General features: G+C 72.3%; 16 protein-coding genes. 8 read left to right on the top strand and 8 right to left on the bottom strand.

Annotation, left to right across the window (positions count from 1 at the left end):
• Window positions 1-38 precede the first annotated feature (38 nt).
• Together NQO67_RS13495 and NQO67_RS13490 are read right to left on the bottom strand one after the other, a co-directional pair.
• Window positions 39-1,730, bottom strand: a complete 1,692-nt coding sequence (locus NQO67_RS13495) for a DUF8823 domain-containing protein (protein ID WP_255950148.1) — start codon at window positions 1,728-1,730, stop codon at window positions 39-41.
• A 647-nt stretch (window positions 1,731-2,377) separates the two neighbouring features.
• A complete protein-coding gene (locus tag NQO67_RS13490) occupies window positions 2,378-5,251 on the bottom strand; it encodes a D-alanyl-D-alanine carboxypeptidase (RefSeq protein ID WP_255950147.1) in 2,874 nt (957 codons plus the stop codon).
• A 328-nt stretch (window positions 5,252-5,579) separates the two neighbouring features.
• Between NQO67_RS13490 and NQO67_RS13485 the strand changes: the two genes are divergently transcribed.
• The 5 genes from NQO67_RS13485 to NQO67_RS13460 all read left to right on the top strand — a co-directional run bounded on the left by NQO67_RS13485 (window position 5,580) and on the right by NQO67_RS13460 (window position 11,256).
• Window positions 5,580-6,341: a GOLPH3/VPS74 family protein gene (locus NQO67_RS13485; RefSeq protein ID WP_255950146.1), complete on the top strand. Its 762-nt coding sequence runs from the start codon at window positions 5,580-5,582 to the stop codon at window positions 6,339-6,341.
• Window positions 6,342-6,874: 533 nt separating this feature from the next.
• Window positions 6,875-7,732 carry a helix-turn-helix domain-containing protein gene (locus NQO67_RS13480; protein WP_255950145.1) on the top strand — a complete coding sequence of 286 codons (858 nt, stop codon included), beginning with the start codon at window positions 6,875-6,877 and terminating at the stop codon, window positions 7,730-7,732.
• 274 nt (window positions 7,733-8,006) lie between these two features.
• Window positions 8,007-8,216 carry a DUF397 domain-containing protein gene (locus tag NQO67_RS13475; RefSeq protein WP_255950385.1) on the top strand — a complete coding sequence of 70 codons (210 nt, stop codon included), beginning with the start codon at window positions 8,007-8,009 and terminating at the stop codon, window positions 8,214-8,216.
• 407 nt (window positions 8,217-8,623) lie between these two features.
• Window positions 8,624-10,204: a sodium:solute symporter family protein gene (locus tag NQO67_RS13470; RefSeq protein ID WP_255950144.1), complete on the top strand. Its 1,581-nt coding sequence runs from the start codon at window positions 8,624-8,626 to the stop codon at window positions 10,202-10,204.
• Window positions 10,205-11,013: 809 nt separating this feature from the next.
• Entirely contained in the window at window positions 11,014-11,256 is a 243-nt protein-coding gene (locus NQO67_RS13460; protein WP_255950415.1) for a hypothetical protein, read from the top strand.
• Window positions 11,257-11,307: 51 nt separating this feature from the next.
• Here NQO67_RS13460 and NQO67_RS13455 read toward each other — a convergent pair whose 3' ends face one another.
• The 4 genes from NQO67_RS13455 to NQO67_RS13440 form a co-directional block, all read right to left on the bottom strand.
• Window positions 11,308-12,435 (bottom strand): ADP-ribosylglycohydrolase family protein, encoded by a 1,128-nt coding sequence (locus tag NQO67_RS13455; RefSeq protein ID WP_255950143.1) that lies wholly within the window; start codon window positions 12,433-12,435, stop codon window positions 11,308-11,310.
• Window positions 12,436-12,659: 224 nt separating this feature from the next.
• Complete coding sequence (locus NQO67_RS43775; RefSeq protein WP_305125775.1) at window positions 12,660-16,028, bottom strand: tetratricopeptide repeat protein; 3,369 nt, start codon at window positions 16,026-16,028, stop codon at window positions 12,660-12,662.
• Between the two features lie 288 nt (window positions 16,029-16,316).
• Complete coding sequence (locus NQO67_RS13445) at window positions 16,317-18,872, bottom strand: bifunctional FO biosynthesis protein CofGH (RefSeq protein ID WP_255950384.1); 2,556 nt, start codon at window positions 18,870-18,872, stop codon at window positions 16,317-16,319.
• A gap of 157 nt (window positions 18,873-19,029) precedes the next feature.
• The gene (locus NQO67_RS13440; RefSeq protein WP_255950142.1) at window positions 19,030-19,854 is read right to left on the bottom strand and encodes an oxidoreductase; all 825 of its coding nucleotides are present in this window, start codon (window positions 19,852-19,854) and stop codon (window positions 19,030-19,032) included.
• A gap of 176 nt (window positions 19,855-20,030) precedes the next feature.
• On the opposite strand from NQO67_RS13440, the gene NQO67_RS13435 reads away from it, so the two are divergent.
• From NQO67_RS13435 to NQO67_RS13425, 3 genes are all read left to right on the top strand, one after another.
• On the top strand, window positions 20,031-20,939 hold the full coding sequence (locus NQO67_RS13435) for a LysR family transcriptional regulator (protein ID WP_374118979.1): 909 nt from the start codon (window positions 20,031-20,033) through the stop codon (window positions 20,937-20,939).
• A gap of 154 nt (window positions 20,940-21,093) precedes the next feature.
• Window positions 21,094-22,122, top strand: a complete 1,029-nt coding sequence (locus NQO67_RS13430; protein ID WP_255950140.1) for an SDR family oxidoreductase — start codon at window positions 21,094-21,096, stop codon at window positions 22,120-22,122.
• 10 nt (window positions 22,123-22,132) lie between these two features.
• On the top strand, window positions 22,133-22,948 hold the full coding sequence (locus NQO67_RS13425) for a helix-turn-helix domain-containing protein (RefSeq protein WP_255950139.1): 816 nt from the start codon (window positions 22,133-22,135) through the stop codon (window positions 22,946-22,948).
• A 38-nt stretch (window positions 22,949-22,986) separates the two neighbouring features.
• Here the strand turns inward: NQO67_RS13425 and NQO67_RS13420 are convergent, their stop codons facing one another.
• Window positions 22,987-23,544: a DinB family protein gene (locus NQO67_RS13420; RefSeq protein WP_255950138.1), complete on the bottom strand. Its 558-nt coding sequence runs from the start codon at window positions 23,542-23,544 to the stop codon at window positions 22,987-22,989.
• 110 nt (window positions 23,545-23,654) lie between these two features.
• Entirely contained in the window at window positions 23,655-25,439 is a 1,785-nt protein-coding gene (locus NQO67_RS13415) for a VCBS repeat-containing protein (RefSeq protein ID WP_255950137.1), read from the bottom strand.
• Window positions 25,440-25,467: the final 28 nt, after the last annotated feature.

Below are 25,467 nucleotides of genomic sequence, written 5' to 3'. Positions count from 1 at the left end.
CCCCGGGGGTCGCCCCGGGGCCCGGCACGCTCACGTTCTCACCGCAGTTCCTTCGGGCACGGGGTGCCGCGCGGCAGCTGGTAGGGCGCGGCCAGGCGGTAGACGCCGGCGTGGGGTGCGAGCAGTTCGGTCCACTGGTCGCCCGCCTCGTCCTCCTCGGTCTCCATCAGGCAGCCGTGCAGGTTGACGAAGCTCTTCGGCTGCCCGTCGGGGCGGTTCTTGGACGCCTCGGTCTCCTGCGGCAGCTCGACGCCCTTGCCCTGCGCGTCGACCAGGCTGAGCCAGGGTGAGTAGGGCACCCGGATCAGGACCCGGCCCGGGTGCTTGACCTCGATCGTCAGCTCGCCCTGTTCGGCGCTGTCGACGACGGCGGGCGGGGTGGCCAGCGGGAGCGGGTCGGTGACGGTGAACAGCTGCCAGTTCGCGTCGCCCCAGACCTGCTGGAGATACGGCTGGCCGCGCTGCACGAGCTGGCGCTCCCTTATGCCGCCGTCGCCGTCCGGCTCGTCCTTGGGCAGGACGACGTAGCGCACCGCCCAGCGGCGCAGCCATTCGTGGTAGTTCGCCGAGTTCAAGGTGTCGTCGTAGAAGAGCGGGTTGCGCTCCAGGTCGGCCTGGCGGTTCCAGCCGCGGGCGAGGTTCACGTACGGCGCGAGCGCGGAGGCCTCGCGGTGGCTGCGGGCCGGAACCACCTCGACCCGGCCCCGCTCGGCGCCCACCTTCTGGAGTTGGTGCACCAGCGGCGCGAGCTCGTGCGCCCAGGAGGCGGCCGGTGTGGTGCGCACGATGTCGTCGACCGAGTGGACGCCTATCCACACGACGAAGCCGGCCGTCGCCACGACGGTGGTGTACCACTTGCGGCTGCGCGGCACGGCGAACGGCAGGGCGGCCAGCAGGACGACGCCGGTGAAGAGCATCGACAGACGGGTGATGTTCGAGCCGATCTGCGAGCTTATGCCCCAGGCCAGCAGCACCGACAGACCGTAGACGGCGCTGGTGAGCCGGACCGTCTTCCAGCCCTTGGGCACCAGGAGGTAGCCGGCCACGGCGCAGGCGACCGGGCCCAGGACCGACAGTATGGTCATGGGCTGGGTCCCCGAGAACGGGAACAGCAGCCAGGACAGGACCACCACCAGGCTCGGTGCGATGCCCAACGCGTACGCACCGGGCCGCCGCCGCTGGAAGAACAGGGCGACCGCGACGAGCCCGACGAAGAGCCCCGCGACCGGTGAGGCGGCGGTGGCGATCCCGGCGAGCGGTGCCGCGACGGTGGCCTTGGCCCACCGCTTGTGCCGCAAGTCGTGGGGCCAGCAGAAGACGGCCGTGACCGCCCCGAGGCCGAACAGGATGCCGAGGCCGAAGGTGACCCGGCCCGAGACGGCGTTGCACAGCAGCCCGAAGACCCCGGCGAGCGCCGGCGGCAGCGGTCGCCGCACGGCGCGGCTGCGCGTCAGCATCAGGGTGAGCAGCGCGGCGGAGACGGTGCCCGAGACCATCATCGTGCTGCGCACGCCGAGCACCGACATCAGGTACGGCGAGACGATGCTGTACGACACCGGGTGCATACCGCCGTACCAGGCCAGGTTGTACGCCGAGTCCGGGTGCCGGCCGACGAACTCCGCCCAGGCGTCCTGGGCGGCCAGGTCCCCGCCTCCGTTGGCGAAGGTGAAGAACCAGACGATGTGCAGGACGGCGGCCAGCGTGGTGGCCACGGTCACCGGGTGGCGCACGAAGCCACGCACCCGGGCGCGGGCCGGACGGTCGGCGACATCGGAACGGTCGGCGTCGGTACCGGTACCGGCATCGGCATGGGCATCGGCATCGGAACGGTCGTCGTCGGCACGGTCTGGGACGCGGCCGGCGACGTCCGGCGAAGAGGGCGGCGCGGCGGATCGCGCGGCGTCCGGGGCCCGCTCGCCGTCGTCGGAATCGGTTGCCTCTGGGGCGGCGTGGGCGTGGTGGGGTGCGGGGTGCTCTGTTCCGGGATGCGCCGTTCCAGGATGGTCTGTTCGTGTACGCGTGCTCGCGTCCGCTCTGGTGCCCTGTGCTGCGTCCGGCCCGGCGTCGTCGGCTCGCGACGGCTCCGCAGTGCCCACTGAAGGCTCTCCCCGCTCGTTCCGGCCGGGTCCTGGGCCTTCGCCCTTGGAAATTCCGGCGCGCATGTCCGTCTGACGTACCCCGATTTTCGCGACGCTAGCACGCGGCTCGCCGTGGACGGCCGGGGTGGGCTCCTCACGGGGGCACCAGGGGGTCCAAGCCGGCCATGCGGGGGTCTCCCACAGGGGGATCGGGTGAGGTCAGCGGCAAGGTCCACCGTGCGCGGCCGTGGCCCCCTGCACCCGGGGTGCAGGGGGCCACGGCTCGGGCGTGCTGCTGCTCAGCCGACCCGGGTGAGCTTGGGGCCGAAACCGGGCTCCGTGAGGTCCTTCTGGAGGGCCACCGGCACCTTGATGGCGCTGCCCGTGCCGCCGCCGGTGCCGGTCGACTTGCCGCTGCCGCCGATGCTGAGCATGCCGACCTCGGTGCCCGCCTTCGCCTCGTGCGGCAGGGGCTTGCCCTTGCTGTCGTCCAGGCTGAGGCCGACCCGCAGCCCGGACCAGCCGACGGCGGCGACGTCCTTCGTGACGACGACCGGGGTACGGCCGCCGAGCCCGTCGTCGACGTACCCGACGACGTCGCCCTTCTTCAGGATGACGGCCGACTTCAGGGCGTCACGCGCGGCGAGCATGGCCGTCTTGCTGACCGTGTTGACCGTGTCGATGATCGACGGTCCCCTGTGCTGACCGAGGATCGCGCCGACGACGGTGACGACCTGTCCGCCGGTCTCCTTCGTCGCGGCGAACACCAGGTTCCCGCCCGCCTTGGTGGTGGAGCCGGTCTTGATGCCGATGGCGCCGTCGTAGGGCACCAGGTTGTTGTAGTTCCGCCACTTCTTGCCGGAGGGGTCCGTCCAGTTGGGCAGCTTGGTGATGGCCATCAGCGCCGGGATCTTCACCAGCTCGTCGGCGAGCTTCACCTGGTCCTCGGCGGTGCTCACGGTCGTCGACGTCAGCCCGGAGGGGTCGGTGTAGGTGGTGTGCTTCATGCCGAGCTGCTTGGCCATCGCGTTCATCTTCGCGACGAACGCCTTGTTCGAGCCGGCGTCCCAGCGGGCCAGCAGCCGGGCCACGTTGTTCGCGGACGGAATCATGATGGCCGCCAGCGCCTGCTCTTCGGTGAGCTGGTCGCCCTTCTTGATGGTGTTGAGCGTCGACTCGCCCTCGGAGTCGTAGCCGCCCTCCTTCTCGGCCGTCGCGTCCACGGTGATCTTCGGCCCCTCGGCGCCGGTTTTCAGCGGGTGGTCCTTGAGCACCAGGTACGCGGTCATCGCCTTGGCCACCGAGCCGATCGGCACCGCCTTCTGGGCGCCGAAGTGGTCCATGGTGCCGACGCCGGACACGTCCAGCCAGCCCTGTCCCTCGTCGGGCCAGGGCAGTGCCGTCGTACCGCCGTCGAAGGAGTACGAGCCGGCTGCGGTGAGCGTGAACGTCGGGTCGGGCAGCGGCCGCACCGCCTGGGCGATCATGAAGGCCACCACCAGCAGCACCGCCACCGGCGTCCAGATCTTCACCCGGCGCAGCGTGGTGCGCAGCGGGGTCTGCGGGGGCGGCGGGGTGTTCGTCAGCTCGGCGAGCAGGTCGAGCGGCTGCCGCGGCCCCGACACCGGCGGAACCGCCGGCCCGGGTTGCGCCGGCCATGGCGCACCGCCGCCCTGCGCGCCCGGGGTTGCCGCCCCGGGCCGCTGCCCCGGCGGCCCCTGCGGCGGCCCCGGCACGTCGAGCGGCTTCAGCGCGACGAACTTGCTGGTGCGCTCCAGATCGCTCTCCGGCCGTGTCCCGGACCCCCCGGCGGACGGCCCGGCCTGGGCGGGGTCCTGCCGCGGTAGCGGCTGTGTCGTGCCGAAGGCGCCTTGAGGGGCCTTGATCGGGGCGTTGCCGGGGGATTTCGGGGGTGCCCCCGCCCCGGCACCGGACCCGGGCTCCTGGGCGGTCTTGGGCGCGGGTGCGGCTTCCGTAGATCCGGGTGCGGCTTTGGGCTCGGGTCCAGCGTTGCGGCCCGGGGCGCCGGGCCGGGCCGCGCCGGGTCCGGCGGTCGGTGCGGACTCGGCCGCGGAGTCGGGGGCGGACTCGGGCGCAAAGTCGGGTGCCGTCCCGGGCTTCTTGCCGAAGCCGTCCAGCTTCAAAGCCGTCGTCGGCTGGTCGACCGGGGGCGTGGGCCGCAGCGCCCGGAGGGCGGTGGTCTTCGAGTCCTCGCGAGGCCCGGTCTTCGCGTCTTGGCGGCGCTCGCTGCTCGCGTCTTGGCGGCGCCCGGTCCTCGCCTCGTCGCGACCCGCCATCGATGCCTCTTCGCGACGCGCCTTCGCGGCTTCGTCGCGGCCCGCCTTCGCGGCTTCGCGCGCCTCGTCGCCGGCGCGGTCCGGCGCCCCGGATCCGCCCTCGTCGCCGGCCTCGGTACGTGCGGCGGCGCCCGCAGCCGCCTTCTCGCCCTGCTCCGGGGTGGCCGGTGCCCCTGGCTCGTCCCCCGAGACCCAGGCGGCGACGGCGGCACGCAGCCGCGCGGTGTCGGCCAGGCTCTGCTCGCTGCCGGTCGGCCCCGCGGGACCGTCGGACGCGGCGGACGAGGCGGACGAGGCACCGGCCGCTTCCCCGGCGCCCTTGCCGCCGCCGGCTGCGCGCGCCTCCTGGGCGGCGTCGCCGTCCGAGGTGCCGGCCGCGGCGGCGCCGCCCTTGGCGGAGTCCTGACCGGAGTCGTGGGCGACGGCCCTGGTGTCGCCCCGGTCGGCGCCCTGGCCGCCGTCCTTGGCGTCCGGCCTGTCATCCGGCTGAGCGGCGCCGCTGGCGCTGCCCTCGTCGCCGCTCCCGCGCTCGCCGCGCTCACCACGCTCGCCGCGCTCGGCCTCCGCGGCCGTTCCGCGGTCGCCGTCCCCGGCTCCGTTCCCGTCGCCCGTCTTGCCGGATTCCGTCCGGTCGGACGCAACCGTGTCGCCCTCCGGGGGCGTCTTGCCCGGTGCAGGAGACGCCGAGGGCTCGTCACGCTTCGGCAGGGCGCCGAACATGGCCGTCGGCTGGTCGACACGGCCTGAGTCCTCGCGGGCGACCGCGAGTCGGGGGTCACCACCGTCCTTGGATGGCGCAGGGACCGGTGCCGGAGCCCCGGGCGAACCCCCCGGTGCCTTCTGCTGCTCCGACCTGTCGGGGGACTGACCCGCCACCGATGCCTCCTCCATATGCCCCTGCCATACGCCCTGTGTGGGTGCCCTCAGTCGCCCGTGCACCCACGGACCACCGACCATTCGCATACCCGGCCCCGCCGCCCGCACATTCAACGACTCGCCGCCTACACGATCCCGCAATCCCACGGTCCCGGTCCGGCCGCGCCTGCCGTGTCCGAACCATGTACCAGTGTCCCGTGTGCGGGCTTGACCCCTGTGGTAGACGAGAACGACATACCTACTGGTTCCCTTACGAACCGGTCACGCGCTCTCGACAGACCAATGTGAGAGGGGTCACCCTGTCATTCATCCACGCGGGGAGGCATGGATGGGCAGGAGCCGCAGAACACTTCCGGAGGAGCTTCTGCTGCTCGCTCTGGACCCGGCCACGGGTACCACAGCGCAGCCGCAGTCGCTCGACCTCGGTCTGGCCGGAGCACAGCTAGTGGAGCTGGCGCTGGCCGGACGAATAGCCCCAGACGGGGATCGTATCGCCGTGGTGGTGCCACGGCCGACAGGAGATCCGACACTGGACAGCGCATTGGAGCTGCTGCGCAGGCGCGGCGCTCCGGTGAGGGCGGTCAACTGGATCGGCGGGCCCCGACTGGGGCTACGCCAGACCTACCTCTCGCACCTGGAGCGGTGCGGCATGGTGCATGCCGTGGCGGGCCAGATGTGCGGGGTGTTGCCGACCACGCGCTACCAGGCGACCGACACGGCCATCAGCCGGGAAATCAGGGCCCGGCTGGATTCCGCGATCCGTACCGGCGTACCGCCGGACCCGCGGACCGCGGCGCTCGCAGCGCTGGCCCATGCGGTCGGTCTCGGCAAGCATCTCTATCCGGGCAACGAGGGGCGCTCGTCGCGCTCCCGTCTCAGGGACCTCATCAGGCACGACCCGATGGGCGGCCTCGTGGCGCACGCCGTGATGGACGTCCAGAACGGAGTCGCGGTACAGCCGCGGCGGGCACCGGCGCCGGCACCGGCACCGGCCGGGGCCGGACGGCAGTCGGGACGCGCCGCGCCGGAACCGGGGCGCGTGCCGATGCAGCCGCGGCGCGGGTCCATGGCACGGGCGGCGGCGCACTGAGTCCACCCTTCGGACGGATCCGGGTGCGCCGGGACCCGCCCGGGGCAAGGCGCGCACGGCGCACGCACGTATGAGTCTCCGGTTCCACCGGGAGCCGCAGAGGGCCGTGCGAGGCAGGCGCCCGACGTTCAACCGACGTCGGGGCTCGCCTCGTGCGGCCCTCTTCCATGCCCGGCAGCTTCCATGCCCGGCAGCTTCCATGCCCGGCAGCTTCCATGCCCGGCAGCGACGCCCGGCCCTCGACTACGCTCGCCCCTGAATACCGCCGGCCGCGCGCCGGTCCCGCAAGCGGCCCCACAACCGGCCCCACGACCGCTCGGTATCCGTAGGTCTGTGCGGTGTCAGTTCGGACGGGCGACAAATTGTTGCCCGACTGCCGGCTATGCGCCGCATATTTACGGCATATCTGTCGCATATCCCTTGCATATCCACTGTTTCCCAGCGCCGAGCGGCCTCTTGGTGGCAATCTGCTCAACAGCAGATACACAAAGTGCCGGCCCTAAGAACTGGCCCCCAGCCGGAGGTGCACGTCCGTGGCGTCCCATGTCAACCCCACCGTCCGACGACGCCGCCTCGGCCAGGAGTTGCGGCGGCTTCGCGAGCTCAAGGGAATGACCGCCGAAGAAGTCGCCGAGCGCCTGCTCGTCTCGCAGTCGAAGATCAGCAGGCTGGAGAACGGCCGCCGCAGCATCAGCCAACGCGACGTACGCGATCTTTGCGGCGTCTACGAGGTCGACGACCAGCGCGTCGTCGACGGTCTGATGCAGATGGCCAAGGACTCCCGCCAGCAGGGCTGGTGGCACACCTTCGGCGATATCCCGTACAGCGTCTATATCGGCCTGGAGACGGACGCGGCCTCGCTGCGCATCTACGATCCACAGGTCGTGCCGGGCCTGCTCCAGACCCGGTTCTATGCGGAGGCCCTGATTACCGGCGCGCTTCCGGAGACGCCGCAGGCCGACATCGACAAGCGGGTGCAGGTGCGGATGCGCCGTCAGGAGCGCATTCAGTCCACCGAGAACCCGCTGCGGCTGTGGACCGTGATGGACGAGGCGGCGCTGCGCCGCAAGGTCGGCTCGCCGGGCCTGATGCGGGAACAGCTGGAGCATCTCGTCGAGCAGTCGCAACTGCCCCATGTAACGGTGCAGGTCATCCCGTTCGACATGGGGGCGCACCCCGGGCTCAACGGCCAGTATGCGATTCTCGAATTCCCGGACGCCGCGGATTCAAGTGTGGTCTATATCGAGGGTGTCACCAGCGATCTCTATCTGGAGAAGTCGGGTGACGTCCAGAAATACAGCGTGATGTACGAGCACCTGCGGGCACAGGCCCTGAATCCGGAGCAATCACGCGAGTTCATTTCCGGCATCGCCAAGGATTACGCGCGCTGACATGGGCATGCGAGGTGTGCAGGGCCCACAAGAGGGCGGCGAGAAGGCCAACGGCGGCCCACCGAGCGCAAATACGCGGCACGGTACACCTCGGTAACGTTGCAGTGTAAGACCAGCATGGAATATGCCATCCGGTCGAGTGAATGATGACGTCATGTCCCGGAAGGGCCGAGTAGCGTCGATCACGACCGGCGCACCGGAGCGCCGGACCGGTGCCTCGCCGTGCGCGGACACCGGCAATCCGCACATCGATGATTGGCTGACCGGAGCAGACATGGCAATCAAGCAGGGCGCTACGCATGTATGGACCAAGTCCTCTTACTCGACGGGGAATGGCGCGTGCGTAGAAGTCAAGTCGCCGCAATCGCAAGCAATTGCGGTGCGGGACTCGAAGGTTCCCGAGGGACGGACGCTTGCCTTCGCGCCGGGTTCTTGGGGCGCGTTCGTGTCTGAGGTGTGCCGGGGCGCCTTCGACCTCGACTGATCCCCCGCGGGCCACGCCCGCACCACACAGAGCCCTCTCGACTGGTTCGCCGTCCCGGCCGAGGGGGCTCAGCCGTGCCCGGACGACCCCGCGCCGGCACCGCCGACGGCAGCCACGCTCAGGCGTTCGCAACCACGCCAACGCGGGCACGGATCCGCCCAGCCGGAACAGTCACCGCCGCAACGCCAAGAAGGCGTAAAATCGTTCCTCTAGTTGACCTTCGTTCATATCTGTGACCGCGAAGGTCTTGACCAGCCCTGGCGTCCAACGGTTCAATCCCCCACGTCCCCTCCCGTAACGGTAGCCCGACCTGGGGACCGAGCCCATACCCACGGCGTGGGCGGCACGGTGACGAAGCGCAGCACCAGTACGTGGAAGTTCACAAGGCGGATCTCAGGAGGGGGCACATGAACGGTTTCGACTGGGCCGTGCTCATCGCATACTTCGGTGTGATGGCGGCCATCGGCTGGTGGTCGCACAACCGCGTCGGCGACGTGGGCGACTACTTCACCGCCGGCGGCAAGATGCCCTGGTGGCTGTCCGGCATCTCGCACCACATGTCCGGTTACAGCGCCGTGCTGTTCACCGGGTACGCCGGCATCTCCTACCAGTACGGCATCACGTCGTACGCCACCTGGTGCTTCCCGATCGCCGTCGGCATCGCGATAGGCATCAAGACCTTCGCACCGCGGCTGAACCGGCTGCGCTCCCGGCTCGGTGTCGCCTCGCCGCTCGAGTACCTGAAGAACCGGTACAACGTGCCCACCCAGCAGGCGCTCGCGATATCCGGCGTGCTGCTCAAGGTGGTGGACGTGGGCGCCAAGTGGGCGGCGATCGCCACCCTGCTCTCCGTCTTCACGGGCCTCTCCCTCAACGAGGGCATCGTGATCACCGGTGCGGTCACCGCGGTGTACTGCACCATCGGCGGTCTGTGGGCGGACGCGCTCACCGAGATGGGGCAGTTCATCATCCAGTTCGTGGCGGGCATCTCGATGCTGGTCGCGGTCTTCCTGGAGCTGGGCTTCTCCAGCCTGTGGAACATCTGGGACAAGCTGCCCGCCGAGCACCACCACCCCACCACCGGGCCCTACACCCTGACGTTCTTCCTGGCGATCGTCTTCATCAAGACCTTCGAGTACAACGGCGGCATGTGGAACCAGGCCCAGCGCTACATGGCGACACCGAGCGCCAAGGACGCCTCGCGGTCCGCGACGCTGTCGTCGGCGCTGTGGGCGGTCTGGCCGCTGGTGCTGTTCTTCCCGATGTGGGCCTCGCCGCTGCTGGTGCACGCCACGAAGCCGGACGCGTCCGACTCGTATGCGCTGCTCACCGAGCGACTGCTGCCGCACGGGCTGCTCGGCCTGGTGGTGGTCGGCTTCTTCTCGCACACCATGGCCATGTGCTCCTCGGACGCCAACGCCATCGCGGCCGTCTTCACCCGTGACATCCTGCCCGCCTTCAACCGGCGGGCGCGCGAGTGGACCCACCGGATCGGCCTGATCGCCGCCCGATGGACCACGATCGCCTTCCTCGGCCTGTCCATGGCCGTCGCCACCCAGGTCACCTCGCCGGCCTTCGGCAGCATCATCTCCGTGGTGATCAAGTGGGTCGCCGGCCTGATGGGACCGATCGCGATCCCGTTCATGCTCGGCATGCTCCGCCCGTGGCGGCGTTCCGGCCCGACGGCGGCGCTGGTCTCCTGGGCGCTGGGCCTGTTCGCCTTCTGGCTGACCAACTACGGCATCGACGACCTGAGCACGCAGGTCCAGACGGCCACCCCGGTCGCCACCTCGCTGGTGCTGTACACCGTGATCGGCTGGATCAAGCCCGAGGAGAACGACGAACGGAACGCGATCCTGGAGCGCGTGAACCGGTTCGACGACGAGGACGACGCCGCGGCGGAAGTGGCCGTCACCGCGAGCCCGGTGGACGACCTCGGAGACCTCGGGGACCTCGGGGACCTCGGCAAGGAGACCGCAAAGGACTGACCCGGCCACTCGGCCCCCCTGTCGACTCCGTCGCCCCGCGCCGCCCGTCCGCCGACCCGGTGGGCGGGCGGCGTCGTGCTCCCCCGCGACCGGCCGCGGTCCCGGCGCCAGTGCCGGTGCCGGTCGGTGAAAACCGGTCATGAACATGAACCTGCTCTTCGGTGATACACCGGTCCTCCCCACGCGTCAAGAGAGTGCTCCGATGACTGAGCCAGCATTGGAGATCCTTGCGCATCCTGTTGACGTAAACCCCGCTCGTCCTAGCGTCCCGCCCGTCGATAGATCGGATCTATGTTCACGTAGAGGAACGAGAGCCGACATCCTCAGGAGGCGCGATGGGCAGCAGAAGAGACGTTCCCCGACGGACGGTGCTGGGCGGCGCCGTCGCCGGCATGGCCATGGGCACGGCGGCCGGCCCCGCGGCGGCACAGCCGCACGACCGGCCCGGAGCGGAGCACCAGACGGGGCCCGTACGGCTGCCGTGCCCACGTCGGCGGGCGCGCTGGCCGCCGACACCGGTGGCGAGCAGGCCTGGCGGCGTGTCCTCGCCGACTCCGACCCGGTCTGGCGTACCCTGCCCGCGGCCTGGGAGGAGGGCCCCTTCCTCGGCAACGGGTTCCTCGGCACCGGCGTCTACGCCGAACCGGGCGCGAACGCGATGCGCTTCACCGTCCAGCACAGCGAGGTCCAGGACCACCGGCCCGAGTTCGGCTCCACCTTCGGTCTGGCGCGGCTGCCCATCGGACACCTCACCCTGGAACCGGTCGGCACCGTCACGGGCGTGTCGACTGGCGACCCGGTGGGTGCGGGTGTTCAGCGAGGCGGGGGCGCGGTGCGTGCTGCGCACGGACATCGACGGGTCCGTGGACGTTCGGGACGGGGCGGGGCGGCCCCTGGAGTGGGTCTCCCTCGACAACGGCGACCTGCACATCGAGCTGTCCCGCGGCCAGGAGGCGTGGGTGTACCCGCGCGGTACGCGTCCCACTCCGGTGGTCCGCCCGGTCACGCCGAACGCGCCGGCGGAGCGGTGGGGGCTGCCGGGCGCCCCCTGATCCCCTGATCCCCTGATCCCCTGGCTCCCTGGCTCCCTGGCTCCCTGGTCCTCACGCCCGGGGATAGCGGGCGAGCCAGCCCTCTGAGGCACGGCCCGGACCGTGCAGGGCCGGGCCCTGGGTCATCTCCATGGCGAAGTCGTCGGCGATCTCCAGGAGGGTGGCGCGGCCCTCGACCTGGGCCACCCAGGCCGGTGGCAGTGCGGTCTCGCCGTGCAACGCGCCGAGCAGGGCGCCCGCGAGCGTCCCGCACAGCGCGGAGTCGGCGGCGCCCTGGTTCACCGCCAGGCACAGCCCGTGCCGGACGTCCTCGCCGACCAGGGCGCAGTACACCGCCACCGCGAGCGCGCCCTCCGCGTCCCGGTCGGCGGCCAGTTCCTCCACCCGGGCCGGGGTCGGCATGCCCTGGCGCACCGCGCCCAGCGCGTGCTGGAGCGCGGCCGTGACGGGCGGGTGGCCGGGGCGGGTCGCGAGCAGCGCCAGCGTGCGCTGCACCGCCGTGTCCATGGTCTCGCCGCGCGCCAGCGCATGCACCAGCGCGGCGTGTGCGCCGGCCGTGAGATAGGCGACGGCATGGCCGTGGGACTGCACCGCGCACTCGAACGCCAGCTGCGCCACCAACTGCGGCTCCCAGCCCACCAGCAGCCCGAACGGTGCCGAACGCGCGGCGGCCTGGGCACCCCGCTCCTTCGGGTTCTTCGGCTTGTCCAGGGTGCCCATGACGTCGTCGCCGAAGCCGAGCAGGCAGGCACGTGCCGGATCGCGGCGGGCGTACAGCCACTCCTCGCGGGCCAGCCAACCGTCCTCGGCGCGCCGCTCGTCGGGTCCCCAGTCGCGCTGGGTGGCGGCCCAGCGGTGGTAGGCGCGGTGCAGGTCGGAGGGCGGATGCCAGGCGCCGGTGTCACGGCGCACCTGGGCGCGGATCAGCCCGTCGACGGTGAACAGCAGGAGCTGGGTGGCGGCGGTGACGGCGCCCTGCCGGTCGTGCGCGAGGGGGAAGGGCGCGAAATCGGTGAGGCCTTCCGCGCCGTGTGCGGCGCGGATCTCCTCCAGGGTGAGCGACGCCACCGGCGCGCCGAGTGCGTCACCGAGCGCCGCGCCCAGCAGGGTGCCACGGACCCGACTGCGGAAGTCCTGCTGCTCCGCACGCCCCCATACAGCGGTGACTCCAGGGTTCACCGGGCCTCCTCCTCACCGTCCTCGCTTCGCCGTCATCCCGACGTACCCCCGGACGTCCCGACGTCCGGGGTTCCGGGTGTCCCCGGCCACCGGTGCTGGCCCGCCCTCGCTGCACTGTAATCGACCTCTGAGGGTCGCTTCAGGGGCTTCGGCGGGTGCGGCGCCGGGTGTCTTGAAGTCGCCGGTCGTCCGTCACCGGGACAAGGTCCCCCCGCGCCGTCCGGTCAGTCCGGCAGGTCGTGTGCGTACCGGGTCTGGACGGCGTCCCGGGCGGCGACGACGTGGGCCAGGCGGGGGGACAGCCGGAGGCGGTCGGCGCCGGGGCTGCGCAGGAGGGTGTGGAGCTCGGCGTACCACTCGTGCAGGGCGCCCCAGTCCTGGACCTCCCCCACGCCCACGCCCAGGGCCGTGTCGGCTCGGGCCCAGTCGCCGAGTGCGTAGCCGACCACGGCCCAGGCGGCCGGGCGCCGGCCCACGTCCCGACCGGCGTGCGTCGCCATGTCCCGCACGCGCCGCCACTGTGCCGCGGCCCGCGCCAGGCCCTCGGACTCCGAGAGGACGAGGGCCTGGAGGTGTGCGGAGGGCAAGGGATGCTCGAAGGACGCTCGCTGAGCGCATCGCCGCGCCAGGTCCCACTGTCCGGCCCGGTGGTGGGCCACGGCGGGCCACAGGTCGGTGACCAGCGTGTGGTGGTGCCGCAGCTGCCGCAACGCGTCGTCGGGACGATGGTCCAGGAGCAGTGCCCAGGCGGCCGTCCAGCCGATCCGGGCGGGGTCCGCACCGCTGTCGATCAGCCAGTCCAGCTCTGCCGTGACCTGTGCGGTCCGGCCCATCCGCAGCAGGACCCGGGTACGTTCGAGGTGCGCGACCAGGCTGTCCGCCTGCGCTTCCAGGGCGTGGTCCACGTCCTGGAGCGCCTTGTGGTGATCCCCCTCGGCGGCATGGGTCGCGCCCCGCTCGGCCAGCGCCCAGGTGTGGTCGGGGGCGCTTTCCAGCACACGGTCGAGATCGGCCATGGCAGCGGCGTTCCGGCCTGCTTCACGGTGCGCGATGGCACGCTCGATGAGGGGTCCGTACGCGCTGGGCCGGATGGCCACCGCCAGGTCGAGGTCGCGGAACGCACCCGGCCGATCCCCCAGGCATCGCCGTACCCTGGCCCGTTCAAGCAGGGCCCAGGGATAGTCGGGGTGCAACTCGATGGCGCGGTCGAGGTCTGCCAGCGCGGCGCGGTGCCGGCCAAGGCCGCGTAGCGCGGCGGCGCGGGAGGCCATGGCGGTGAAGCTGGCGGGCCGCAGGTCGAGGGCTCGGGTGAACTCCGCGACGGCTTCGTGGTTTCGGAAGGCCGACCGGTAGACCTCGCCCCGCTCGGAGGCGATCCATGCGGAGTCGGGGGCCAGCCGTACCGCGCGGTCCAGGTCGGCGAAGGCCGCGTCCCAGCGGCCCCGGTCGCCGTGCAGCCGCGCCCTGCGCACCAGCGCCCACAGGTAGTCGCCGTCGATGGCGAGCGCCCGGTCCAGATCGGCCAGTGCCTCCTCGTGCCGGCCGAGCCGGCCCTGGCACACGCCCCGGGACGCGAAGGCGCCGGGGCGCGTCGGGTCCAGGGTGATCGCCCGGTCGAAGTCCGCGACGGCCTGCGCGTCGTCGCCGGCCATCCGGTGCGTCTCACCGCGTTCCTCGATGATCCACGCCGTGTCGGGCGCCAGTTCGTCGCAGCGGTCGAAGTCCCGCACCGCCGCCTCGTACGCCTGGCTCTGCCGGTGGGCGAGGCCGCGCCCGTGCCAGCCGCGTACCAGGCGGGGGTCGAGCGCGACGGCCCGGTCGTAGTCCGCCAGCGCACCCGTCAAGTCCCCCGACTCCCGCAGCTCACGGCCGCGCGCCGCATGGGCCAGGGCCCGCCCGGCGGCGTCCAGGCCCGGCCGGGACAGCAACAGGCCGAACGCGGCCAGCACGCCCTCCGGTTCCTCGCCGGCACCGGCCGCGTCCTGGTGCGGTGCGCCGGCGGCACGCGCGTCGTCCTCCCGACCGGAGTCCTCCCCGGCGTCCTCCCGCAGCACCCGTGCCAGGAGCCGCCCCCAGGTCCGCAGCTCGTCGTCGTCGGCGTCCTCCCCCGCGTCCGCGAGCATCCGCGCCCACTGCCGGCCCGCCACCGGCCCCTCCTCGCACGCCTCGACGGTCTCCCGCAGCGCTCCGGGGAGTTCGGCGGCCGGGCGGGCGCACAGCAGGTGGTACGTCTCCTCCAGCCGGTACGCCCGCCAGTCCTCGTGCTCCCACAGGTCGACCGGTTCGATCCCCTCCGCCGCCTCGGTGCGCCAGGCGGCGAACGCCGCCGCGAGCCGGGCGTGCCGGGCGGCGAGGTCGCGGCGCGAGGTGTGGCGCATCAGGCGCAGCATCGGACCGCGGACGACGTCGTGGTACTGGATCCGGCTGCCGCGTGGGCTGACGAACGGCAGCCGGCACAACCAGGAGTAGAGCCCGGCGGCCGGTTCGTCCACGGCGGCCCGGAAGACGTCCTCGTCGAGCCGGCGGGGCAGGGCGCCGGCGAGGGCCGCTGCGCGGCGTACCGGGTCCGGCTCCCACTTCAGGAAGCGCTCCACGGCGGTCGAACTGGGGTCGCCGACGTCGTCGGCGCTCTCCGGCTGGTTCTCGGCGAGCATGGAGAGCAGCACCGGCAACCCGCCGGAGAGCCGCAGCACCTCCGCGACCACCGTCTCGTCCGTCACGCCCTTGGCGGCCAGCAGCCCCCGCGCCTCCGACTCGCTGAACGGCGTGAGCGGCAGGTCGGCCACGAAGTCCGCCCAGCCGCCCCAGCGCACCGCGTCGAACGGCCGCTGTCCCGACAGCACCACGACCACGTGCGCCGGCAGCGCCCCGTACCGGTCGGTCGTCATCACATCGCGCAGCCAGCCGTCGAGGAACGGTCCGGTCCGCTCGTAGGTGTCGAAGAACAGCACGATCCAGGGTGCGTCGAGGCCGGTCAGTTCCCCGACGAGGACCGGTGTCAGGGCCCGGTCGGGGGCCAGGACCAGCTGGACGTCGTCCTGGCTGGTGAACCGTGCGCCGAGCGTGGCCCGCAGCCGGTCGGTGCCCTGCGCCAGTTCGGCGGGGTCCAGCGCGCCCGCGAACGCGCCGACCACCGGCACCATGCCGAGCCCGGTGAGCCCGGCGCGTGCGACCGCCATGCTGCCCGCGGACGGCCGCGGGGCCGGGGCGGCGGGTGAGCCGTCGACCGCGGCCTCCCGCAGGGAGACCGACTCGGCCTCGTGCCGCTTCTGCCGGTAGGCGGCAAGCCGCTTGTCGAGCGTCTTCAGGGGGTGCCCCTGCCGGGCGGACTCGGCACTGATCCGGGCCAGCGCCTCCGGAACGTCGCCGACGGACTCGTCCAGGTAGGCGGTGAGCGCGCCGCGGTCGCGCGCCATCTGCTCCATCTCCCGGACCAGGAACGTCTTGCCGACGCCCGCCGGACCGTGCACGTGGAACAGGAAGCGGTGCCGGTCGTCTTCGGGTGGCAGGTCGAAGTTCTCGCGGAACGCGGCGAGTTCGTCGTGCCTGCCGATGAACTTCGCGCGGCGGCGCCGGCGGATCAGCTCGTGCATGGACGGTCCTGTCCGCGCCACGGCTCGCTCCCTCCTGATGGGTCGTCCGGGACCCATCCTCCCCTGGAAGGGGCGCCGAAGGCGCACCCTTAGGGGCGCGGGGATGGGGGTACCTCCCACGCCTTTAAGGCAGTGGGGGAGCGACCAGCCCCCACCGGCCCGGTGGTCCGGAGACGGCAGAAACAGCCTCTCTCGGACGGTGACGATCTGACGGTCTCGTCGTGGCCGGTCGCGCAGTTCCCCGCGCCCCTTAACGTGCGCAAGACAACGGGCACCGCGGGTTCGCCCTTAATCCACCACCGGCAACAACTCCGGCAGGTGACCGTCGGAAGCGGTCGCCGCCCGTTGCCGTTCCTCCGGAACGGCCCCGTAGAGCGTCGTGCGCGGACGCGCCGGGCGCCCCGCCACGTCCGCGATGGCGGCGAGATCGCGGACCGAGCGGTAGGAGCCGTAACGGGAACCGGCCATCCGGGAGATGGTCTCCTCCATCAGCGTGCCGCCCAGGTCGTTCGCGCCGGAGCGCAGCATCTGCGCGGCGCCGTCCGTGCCGAGCTTGACCCAGCTGGTCTGGATGTTGCGGATGTACGGGTGGAGGAGCAGCCGGGCCATGGCGGTGACGGCGCGGTTGTCGCGCAGGGTCGGGCCGGGGCGGGCGATGCCGGCCAGGTAGACGGGTGCGTTGGTGTGGATGAAGGGGAGGGTGACGAACTCGGTGAAGCCCGCCACGCCCTTGTCCAGGGCGGTGCGCTGGATGTCCGCCAGGGTGCGCAGATGGCCGAGCCAGTGCCGGGGCTGGTCGACGTGGCCGTACATCATCGTGGACGAGGAGCGGATGCCGAGTTCGTGCGCGGTGGTGATCACCTCGCGCCAGGTGGCGGCGGGCAGCTTGCCCTTGGTGAGGACCCAGCGCACCTCGTCGTCGAGGATCTCCGCCGCGGTGCCCGGGATCGAGTCGAGGCCGGCCTCCTTGGCGGCGGTCAGCCAGTCCCGTACGGACATGCCGGTGCGGGCGGCGCCGTTGACGACCTCCATGGGCGAGAAGGCGTGCACGTGCATGCCGGGTACCCGGGTCTTCACGGCGCGTGCGATGTCGAAGTAGGCGGTGCCGGGCAGGTCGGGGTGGATGCCGCCCTGCATGCACACCTCCACCGCACCCACTTCCCAGGCCTGCGCGGCGCGCTCGGCGACCTGTTCGACGGAGAGGGTGTAGGCGTCGGCGTCGGTGCGGCGCTGGGCGAAGGCGCAGAAGCGGCAGCCGGTGTAGCAGACGTTGGTGAAGTTGATGTTCCGGGTGACGATGTAGGTGACGTCGTCGCCGACGACGCTGCGGCGCAGGTCGTCGGCGATGTTGCACAGCGCGTCGAGCGGGGCGCCGTCGGCGTGCAGCAGGGTGAGCGCCTGGTCGTCGGTGAGCCGGGTGGGGTCGTCGGCGGCCTGCCGCAGTGCCGCGCTCACGTCGCCGTCGATGCGCTCGGGTGCCGCACCGGACGCGGCCTGCTCGCGCAGCGCGTCCCAGTCGCCGTAGACCGCGTCGAAGTCGTCGCGCCGGTCGGTGGTGCGGCCCTCGGTGTCGATGGTGCGGTGCAGGTCGGTGCGGCCGGACGAGCTGAGCACCGGGTCCGGCTCCTGCCAGGGCAGCCCGGTCGGGCGGGCGTCCTCGCGGGCCAGACCGGTGCCGTCCTCGACCAGCGCCGCCACGTGCGGCAGCAGCCGCGGGTCGAGCCAGGGTTCGCCGCGTGCGATGAACTCGGGGTAGACGGTGAGCCGTTCGCGCAGGTGGAAGCCGGCTTCCGCGGTGCGCGCGGCGAGTTCGTCGAGCTGTGGCCAGGGCCGCTCGGGGTTGACGTGGTCGGGGGTGAGCGGCGACACCCCGCCCCAGTCGTCGATCCCGGCGCCGATCATCAGCGCGTACTGGGCGTCGACCAGGTTCGGCGGGGCCTGGATCCGGGCGTCGGGGCCGAGGATGTGCCGGGCCACCGCGATACAGGCGGCCAGCTCCTGAAGTTCGGCGTCCGGCGCGCCGCGCATCGCGGTGTCCGGCTTGGCGCGGAAGTTCTGCACGATGACTTCCTGGACGCCGTGGTAGGCGCGCTGGATGCGGCGCAGCTCGAAGAGGGCGTCGGCGCGCTCCTCATGGGTCTCGCCGATGCCGATGAGGATGCCGCTGGTGAACGGGACGTTGCTGCGGCCCGCGTCGTGCAGCACCCGCAGCCGCACCGCCGGCTCCTTGTCGGGCGAGCCGTGGTGCGGGCCGCCGGGCTCCGACCACAGCCGGGTGGCGGTGGTCTCCAGCATCATGCCCATGGAGGGTGCGACCGGCTTCAGACGCTGGAAGTCGCTCCAGGTCAGCACGCCGGGGTTGAGGTGCGGGAGCATTCCCGTCTCCTCCAGCACCCGGATCGCCATGGCGCGCAGATAGGCCAACGTGTCGTCGTAACCGTGCGCGTCGAGCCACTCGCGCGCCTCCGGCCAGCGGTCCTCGGGGCGGTCGCCGAGCGTGAAGAGGGCTTCCTTGCAGCCCATCGCTGCGCCCTGCCGGGCGATGTCCAGGACCTCGTCCGGTGTGAGGTACATGCCGTGCCCTGCCCGGCGCAGCCGGCCGGGGACGGTCACGAAGGTGCAGTAGTGGCAGCGGTCCCGGCACAGCCGGGTCAGCGGGATGAAGACCTTCTTCGAGTACGTGAGCGTGCCGGGCCGGCCGGCCGCCGCGAGACCCGCGTCGCGGATCCGGGCGGCCGAGGCGGTCAGGTCGCGCAACGCGTCGCCGCGGGCCTGGAGCAGGACGGCCGCCTCCGTGGCGTCCAGCGAGACTCCGTCCCGCGCTCTGCGCAGGGCGCGGCGCATCGCGGTGGGTGTGGGCGCTACCGGGGCATGATCCGTCATAAAACCGAGCATACGAGCGATCACCGGGAGCCCCCTGCACCGACTCCGGCCGGGCCGGCGCCACGGACGGCGCCGTGGTGCACGCGCCGCCCGCCCGCGCACGGCGCGCCCCGCGCCCTCACGCGTCGAAGGCCGTCGCCCGCGCCCGCTCCTGCCACTCCTCGATCTCCGCCCGAACGGTGCCGAGTTGGCCGAGCACCGCATCCACGCCGTCGGCACCCAGCGGCAGGTGCAGCGGCGTCTTCTCGGCCGCCAGCGCGGCGATGATCACCGCGGCGGCCTTGGCCGGATCACCGTTGGCAATGTCACCCTCGCCGACCATCGCGCGGGTGGCGCCGACCGTCTCCGCGTAATCGGGGAGTTCGGCGCTGGCGGTGGTGTTGGACATGAGCGAGGTGCGGAACCCGCCGGGCTCGACGACCAGCACCTTGATGCCGAGCGGCGCGACCTCGTGGGCCAGCGCCTCGGACATGCCCTCCAACGCGAACTTGGTGCCGCTGTAGGCGGAGAACCCGGCGAACGACATCTGCCCGCCCATGCTGCTCATCTGCACGATGGCGCCCGAGCGCCGCTCGCGCATGTGCGGCAGCACGGCCCGCACCAGCGCGGCGGGCCCGAAGACATGCAGGTCGAACAGGTCGCGCAGATCGGCGTCCGAGGTCTCCTCGAAGGCGCCGACATGGCCACGCCCGGCGTTGTTGACCAGGACGTCGACACGCCCGTGCCGGCGCACCACGTCGGCCACCGCGGCGTCGATGGCCGCCGCGTCCGTGACGTCCAGGGCGAGCGCCTCCACCTGGTCGGGGTGGGCCGCCACCAGGTCGTCGAGCGTGCCCGCCCGCCGTACGGCGCCCACGACCACGTCGCCGGCCGCCACGGCGGCGCCGGTGATGGCCCGTCCGAAACCGCTGTTGGCGCCGGTGACCAGCCAAACCTTGTTCATGATCGTCTCCGTCTCGATATCCCGCCGGATGACCCGCCGGATGTCCTGTCGGACGTCCCCTCGGATGTCCCACCGGGAGCGCCCGCCGCCCGTTTCCGTAGCGGCGCTCCCTGCTCCGTCCACATTCGTCGCACCTCCCCTTGCCCGTCCAAGACCTGCCGTGATAGCCGATGGTTATGACTGATGTGCACGGTCGCGACCTGCGGTATTTCGTCGCGGTGGCCGACGAGCTCCACTTCACCCGCGCCGCCGAGCGACTCTTCGTCTCCCAGCCCGCGCTCAGCAAGCAGATCAGGGCACTGGAACGGCAGCTCGGCACCCCGCTGTTCACCCGCGACCGACCCGGCGTACGCCTCACCCCGGCAGGCGAGGCCCTGCTCCCGCACGCCCGGCGGGTACTGGCCGCCTGGGACGACGCCCAGGCCGAGGTCGAACGGGCCAAGGCCGCCACCCGGGCCACCCTGGTCGTCGGAATGAGCACCAGCCCCGGCCGCGGCGGACTGCTCCCCGCCGTCCGCTCCCGTTTCACCTCCGCACACCCCGAGGTGACGGTCCGGCTGCGCCAGGTCAGCTGGGACGACGCCACGGCGGGCCTGGCGGACGGCAGCACCGACGTGTCCTACGTCTGGCTGCCGCTGCCCGACGAGGAGCGGTACGCGTGGACGGTCGTCGCGGAGGAACCCCGGCTGGTCGCGCTGCCGGAGGACCACCGGCTGGCGGAGCGCGCCACGATCCCGTTCACGGACCTCGTCGACGAGCCGTTCCTCGCGCTTCCGCGCAGCGCCGGACGGCTGCGTGACTACTGGCTCGCCACGGACGCGCGCGAGGGCCGCCCGGCGCGCATCGGCGCGGAGGTCGCCAGTACCGAGGAGACCTACGAGGCCCTGGTCGCCGGGCTCGGCGTGGTCCTCCTCGCGGTGGGCAACGCCCCCCTGATCACCCTGGGCGGCGTGACCACCCGCCCCGTCTCCGGCATCGCGCCCAGCCGTTTCGTGCTGGCCCGGCGCAGGGACGACCGTCGGCCGCTGGTGGCGGGGTACGTCCGGGCGTGCGGAGAGGTCGTGCGGGACACGGGTACGGGGTGATCGACCGTTGCGGTTCCGGCCGGCGGCCGACGTACCCGAGCGCCGCGGAAAGGTGCCGGCGTCCCGCTGGGAGCCAATGCGCCGATCCTGTCCCTCGGAGTACTGGTATCGGCAGGATCTGGAACGCGACGCTCCGTCCGCCGACCATGAAGGCATGGCACATGTACTCGTCACGGGCGGAACCGGGTTTCTGGCCTCCCACACGATCGCGCGGCTGCTGACCGCAGAGCACACCGTCACGACCACGGTGCGCTCCCTGGCGCGGCGGTCGGACGTCGAGCGGATGCTCACCGTGGCCGGAGCCCCGCATGCGCACGGCGTCTCCTGTGTGGCGGCCGACCTGACGTCCGACCGCGGCTGGGACCGGGCCGTGGCGGGAGCGGACTACGTCCTGCACATCGCCTCGCCGTTTCCCGCAGCGCGGCCGAAGCACGAGGACGACGTGATCGTCCCGGCCCGGGACGGGGCCCTGCGAGTGCTCCGTGCCGCCCGGGAAGCGGGCGTCCGGCGCACGGTGCTGACCTCCTCCTTCGCGGCGGTGGGCTACGGCCACGGGCGGACCGGACGGACGTTCACCGAGGACGACTGGACGCGGACCGACGGGCCGGGGGTGTCCGCGTACATCAAGTCCAAGGCGGTCGCCGAACGGGCTGCCTGGGACTTCGTCGAGCGCGAAGGAGACGGGCTGGAACTGACGGCCGTCAACCCCGTGGGGATCTTCGGGCCGGTCCTCGGACCCGACTACTCCGCGTCGATCCGCATCGTCCACGCGATGCTGACCGGCGGGATGCGGACCGCGCCGCCGATCTGGACCAACACGGTCGACGTACGCGACGCGGCCGACCTGCATCTGCGTGCCATGACCGCGCCCGAGGCAGCCGGACAGCGGTACCTGGCGCTCGCGGGCGAGCCGGTCTCCTTCCAGCACATCGCCCTGACCTTGCGCGAGCGGCTGGGCGAGGCCGCCGCCAAGGCCCCCACCCGATCCGCACCGGCCTGGCTGCTGCGCCTGCTGGCCACGGTCAGGCCGCCGCTGCGTGAGACGGTGCCGCAGCTGGGCGTCGTGCGCCGCGCCTCCCACGCGAAGGCCCGCAGGGAGCTGGACTGGGTCCCGCGTTCCAACGAGGACGCCGTCGTGGCCACCGCGGAGAGCCTGGTCCGCCTCGGGCTGCTGAGCGGTTAGCGTCGAGAGCATGGTGCACGAGACCGCCGACACCCTGGGCGGGTTCCTGCGGGCCCGGCGGGGGCAGCTCAGCCCGCAACAGGTCGGGCTGCCCGCCGGCGAGCGGCGCCGCGTACCCGGACTGCGGCGGGAGGAGGTCGCCCAGCTCGCGGGCATCAGCCCCGAGTACTACCTGCGCCTGGAGCAGGGCCGCAACCTCAACCCCTCCGACCAGATCCTGGCCGCCCTGGCCGGCGCGCTCCAGCTCGACGAGGACGCGCTCGCCTACCTGCACCGCCTCGCCCACCCCGCCCCGCCCGCCCGCAGGCCACGCAACCGCGCCCGTGCGAACCAGGGCGATCTCCAGCCGCTCCTGGACAGCTGGCCGCACACCCCCGCCTACGCCCAGGGGCCCGGCGGGCGCGTCGTCGCGGCCAACCGGCTGGCCGTGCTCCTGTGCCCGTTCTTCGCCGTCGGGCAGAACCCGCTACGGGCCGCCTTCCTCGAGCCTGAGATGCGCAGCCTGTACCCGCAGTGGGACGACATGACCGCCAAGGCCGTCTCCGGCCTGCGCACCATGATCGACGTCGATGACGCCGACCCGCAGCTGCTCGAGACCATCGGCGAACTCACCGTCGTCAGCGAGCGGTTCAGCAGGCTGTGGACCCGCCGCGAGGTACGCCGCCGCGACACCGGCCTCACCCGGCTGAACCACCCGCTCGTCGGCGAACTCGACCTGCACTACGAGAAGATGCTGCGCCCGCAGGCCCACCAGCTGATCGTCGTCTACCACGCCGACCAGGGCTCCACCAGCGCGGAGCGCCTGGCCCTCCTCGGCAGCCTCTGACGCAGCCTCTGACCACCCGCCCGGCACCCCGGCGCCGGTCAGCCCATGGTCTTGGCGCCGTCCAGGGACTCGCGGATGATGTCGGCGTGGCCGGCGTGCTGTGCGGTCTCGGCGATGATGTGCAGCAGTACCCGGCGGGCCGACCACTGCGTGCCGGGCTCGTTCCACGGAGCTTTCGGCAGTGGCCACACCGCGTCCAGGTCGGGCAGGGTGGCAACCAGGTCGTCGGTCCGGCGAGCGACCTCGGCGTAGTCCGCCAGCACTCCGGCCAGCGTCTCACCGGGCAGCATCCGGAACCAGTCGGCCCACTGGGCCAGGTCGGCCTCGGTCATGGCCGTGAAGTCCGGCATCGCCGACGGGCCGTTCAGGATGAAGCCCACCCAGTTCTGCTCCACCGCGGTGACGTGCTTGATCAGTCCGCCCAGGCAGAGCTCGCTGGCGGTGGTCCGCAGCCCGGCCTGCTCATCGGTGAGGTCACGGGTGGTGAAGCGCAGGAAGTTCCGGTGCTTGGCCAGCGTCTCCAGCAGGTCGGCGCGCTCGCCGGTGACGGCCGGGGCCTCGGCGGGATCGCGGGGGGTCAGTTCGTTGACGGTCATGGTCTTCGCCTTCCGGTGTTCCTGTTCCGTCGGTCGAGGACCACGCTAGGAGGCGTTGCGGTCAGCTTCTGTCCTCGATCCCGGGCGCGGAACGGCCGGCCGCGTCACGGTCACGAGTTGAAGTCCGCGCCGAACGGGGACCTGAACTCGTCGGGCGCGCCCAGGGTGCTGGGCACGATGAGGGACGAACCCTTCGGGGTCACCCCGCACGCCGTCGACGAGAACACCCAGACCGAGCCACGGGCGCGCGGGGCGCCGGCCGGATCGCTCTCGCCCCCCGCGAGCAGGTCGGCATGGCCGTCGCCATCGGTGTCGACGAGCTTGGTCGCCGTCCCGATCGAGTAGGACCCCTTGGCGGTGCTGCTGGGCAGGCCCTTGGTGGCCGCGGTGAGGACCTGCGCGTCCTTCCCGGTCAGGCCGTCGGCGGTACCCCGCAGCGTGACGACGTCGCCGCCGCCCCCGGGGGGAGCGCCGACGTCCTTCGCCGGGGCCCCGACGGACACGTCCGCGTACCCGTCGCCGTCGATGTCCCCCACGGAGATGCCGGAGCCGAAGTACTCGGTCCCGCCCTCTTCGTCGCCCGTCTCGTCGTGGTGGGCAACGCCCGGTACGCCGGGGCTGTCCTGGTTGAGCATGGTCATCTTCCCGACGTCGGGGCCGTTCTTGCCGCCCGGCAGGTAGACGACCGCGCCGCTCTTGAGATGCGGCCGGTCGTACTTCTTGGCGTACTTCGGCTCCTGTATCCCACTGCCGAGGTCGTCGGTGGAGATGTACACGAAGAAGGCGTTGGTGATGATGTCGCCGTACCCGTCGCCGTTCACGTCTCCGACGGCCACGTCGTCGCCCTGGTCCTGGGGACCGTGGACCCCGCTCAGGGCGGTACCCGCGGCGAGGCCGTCATGGGTGCCCTTCCAGAGGACGAGGTCGCTTCGGCGCTTGGGCCCGTTCCGGGTGTTGCCCGTGGAGACCAGGTCGGTGATGCCGTCACCGTCGACGTCACCGGTGGCCATGTCGCTCATCCCGGCGTCGGGTGGGCCGTCCGGGTCCTTGAGGGGCGGGCCCTGCACGTCGCGGACGCCGCCGGCCGGCCGGCCGTCGCGCCCGAAGGGACCGGACAGGATGCGCACGTCGTGGCCCCGTACCTCGGTCGCGAGATCCGGGGCACCGTCGCCGTCGAAGTCCCCCGCGGCGACGAGCGCGCCGACGTCGTCGTGGGAGGCGGCGTCGCTGGCCAGCGTGACCGAGCCGGACAGCCCGCTCGGGCTTCCCCAGATGACCGAGAGGGAGCCCTGCCAGTAGTAGTGGCGGGGGCGGTCGTTGTCCACGCCGTCGCTGCCCCACCCCTCGTCGTGCCCGTTCTCGCGGGAACCGACGATCAGGTCCGCGTACCCGTCCCGGTCGAGGTCCGCGCTGGTCACGGACGTGCCGTAGTAGTCACCCGGCTCGCTGACCCCCGGCATGCCGGGCCTGTCCTGGTCGAAGAGCTGCTTGGACGAGGTCCGCAGGCCCTGGGCCGAGCCGTACGCGACGGCCACGTAGCCGCCCTTGCGCAGGGTCTTCCTGGGAACGAGGTCGCCGTACGGGACGGGGAAGGCGACGTCGGAGTAACCGTCGCCGTTGAAGTCGTCATGGAGCGGGCCGCGGTGGCGCTTGCCGGCGCCCGACGAACCCGATGCGCCGTCCGTGCACCAACTGGCCGGGGTGGCGGGGAGTTCCTCGTCGTGCGCGCCGCCCCCGGTTGCGCTGGGGCTGGAGTGGGCGGGCGTGCCGGCGCCGGCGCTCTTGCGGGAGTCGGCACCCTTGCCGGGGTCGTCGTTCGAGCACGCCGCCGTGGACAGGCCGACCGCGAGAGCCAGCACCAGGCCAGGGACGTGTGCGACGCGGCGTGTGTTCATCGGTGTCCTCCCTGCCGGGCGCGCAGCT

It is taken from the genome of Streptomyces odontomachi, assembly GCF_024435355.1.
Classification (GTDB): domain Bacteria; phylum Actinomycetota; class Actinomycetes; order Streptomycetales; family Streptomycetaceae; genus Streptomyces; species Streptomyces odontomachi.
Note: the sequence above shows the minus strand (reverse complement) of the source record. Positions and strands in the feature narration are given on the sequence as shown.

What these genes read in the sequence shown, in the direction of transcription:
- NQO67_RS13485 (WP_255950146.1), top strand. Translation starts at nt 5,580, where the DNA reads ATGGGCAGGAGCCGCAGAACACTTCCGGAGGAGCTTCTGCTGCTCGCT.
- NQO67_RS13475 (WP_255950385.1), top strand. Translation starts at nt 8,007, where the DNA reads ATGGCAATCAAGCAGGGCGCTACGCATGTATGGACCAAGTCCTCTTAC.
- NQO67_RS13470 (WP_255950144.1), top strand. Translation starts at nt 8,624, where the DNA reads ATGAACGGTTTCGACTGGGCCGTGCTCATCGCATACTTCGGTGTGATG.
- NQO67_RS43775 (WP_305125775.1), bottom strand. Translation starts at nt 16,028, where the DNA reads ATGCACGAGCTGATCCGCCGGCGCCGCCGCGCGAAGTTCATCGGCAGG.
- NQO67_RS13445 (WP_255950384.1), bottom strand. Translation starts at nt 18,872, where the DNA reads ATGCGCCGCGCCCTGCGCAGAGCGCGGGACGGAGTCTCGCTGGACGCC.
- NQO67_RS13440 (WP_255950142.1), bottom strand. Translation starts at nt 19,854, where the DNA reads ATGAACAAGGTTTGGCTGGTCACCGGCGCCAACAGCGGTTTCGGACGG.
- NQO67_RS13435 (WP_374118979.1), top strand. Translation starts at nt 20,031, where the DNA reads ATGACTGATGTGCACGGTCGCGACCTGCGGTATTTCGTCGCGGTGGCC.
- NQO67_RS13430 (WP_255950140.1), top strand. Translation starts at nt 21,094, where the DNA reads ATGGCACATGTACTCGTCACGGGCGGAACCGGGTTTCTGGCCTCCCAC.
- NQO67_RS13425 (WP_255950139.1), top strand. Translation starts at nt 22,133, where the DNA reads ATGGTGCACGAGACCGCCGACACCCTGGGCGGGTTCCTGCGGGCCCGG.
- NQO67_RS13420 (WP_255950138.1), bottom strand. Translation starts at nt 23,544, where the DNA reads ATGACCGTCAACGAACTGACCCCCCGCGATCCCGCCGAGGCCCCGGCC.
- NQO67_RS13415 (WP_255950137.1), bottom strand. Translation starts at nt 25,439, where the DNA reads ATGAACACACGCCGCGTCGCACACGTCCCTGGCCTGGTGCTGGCTCTC.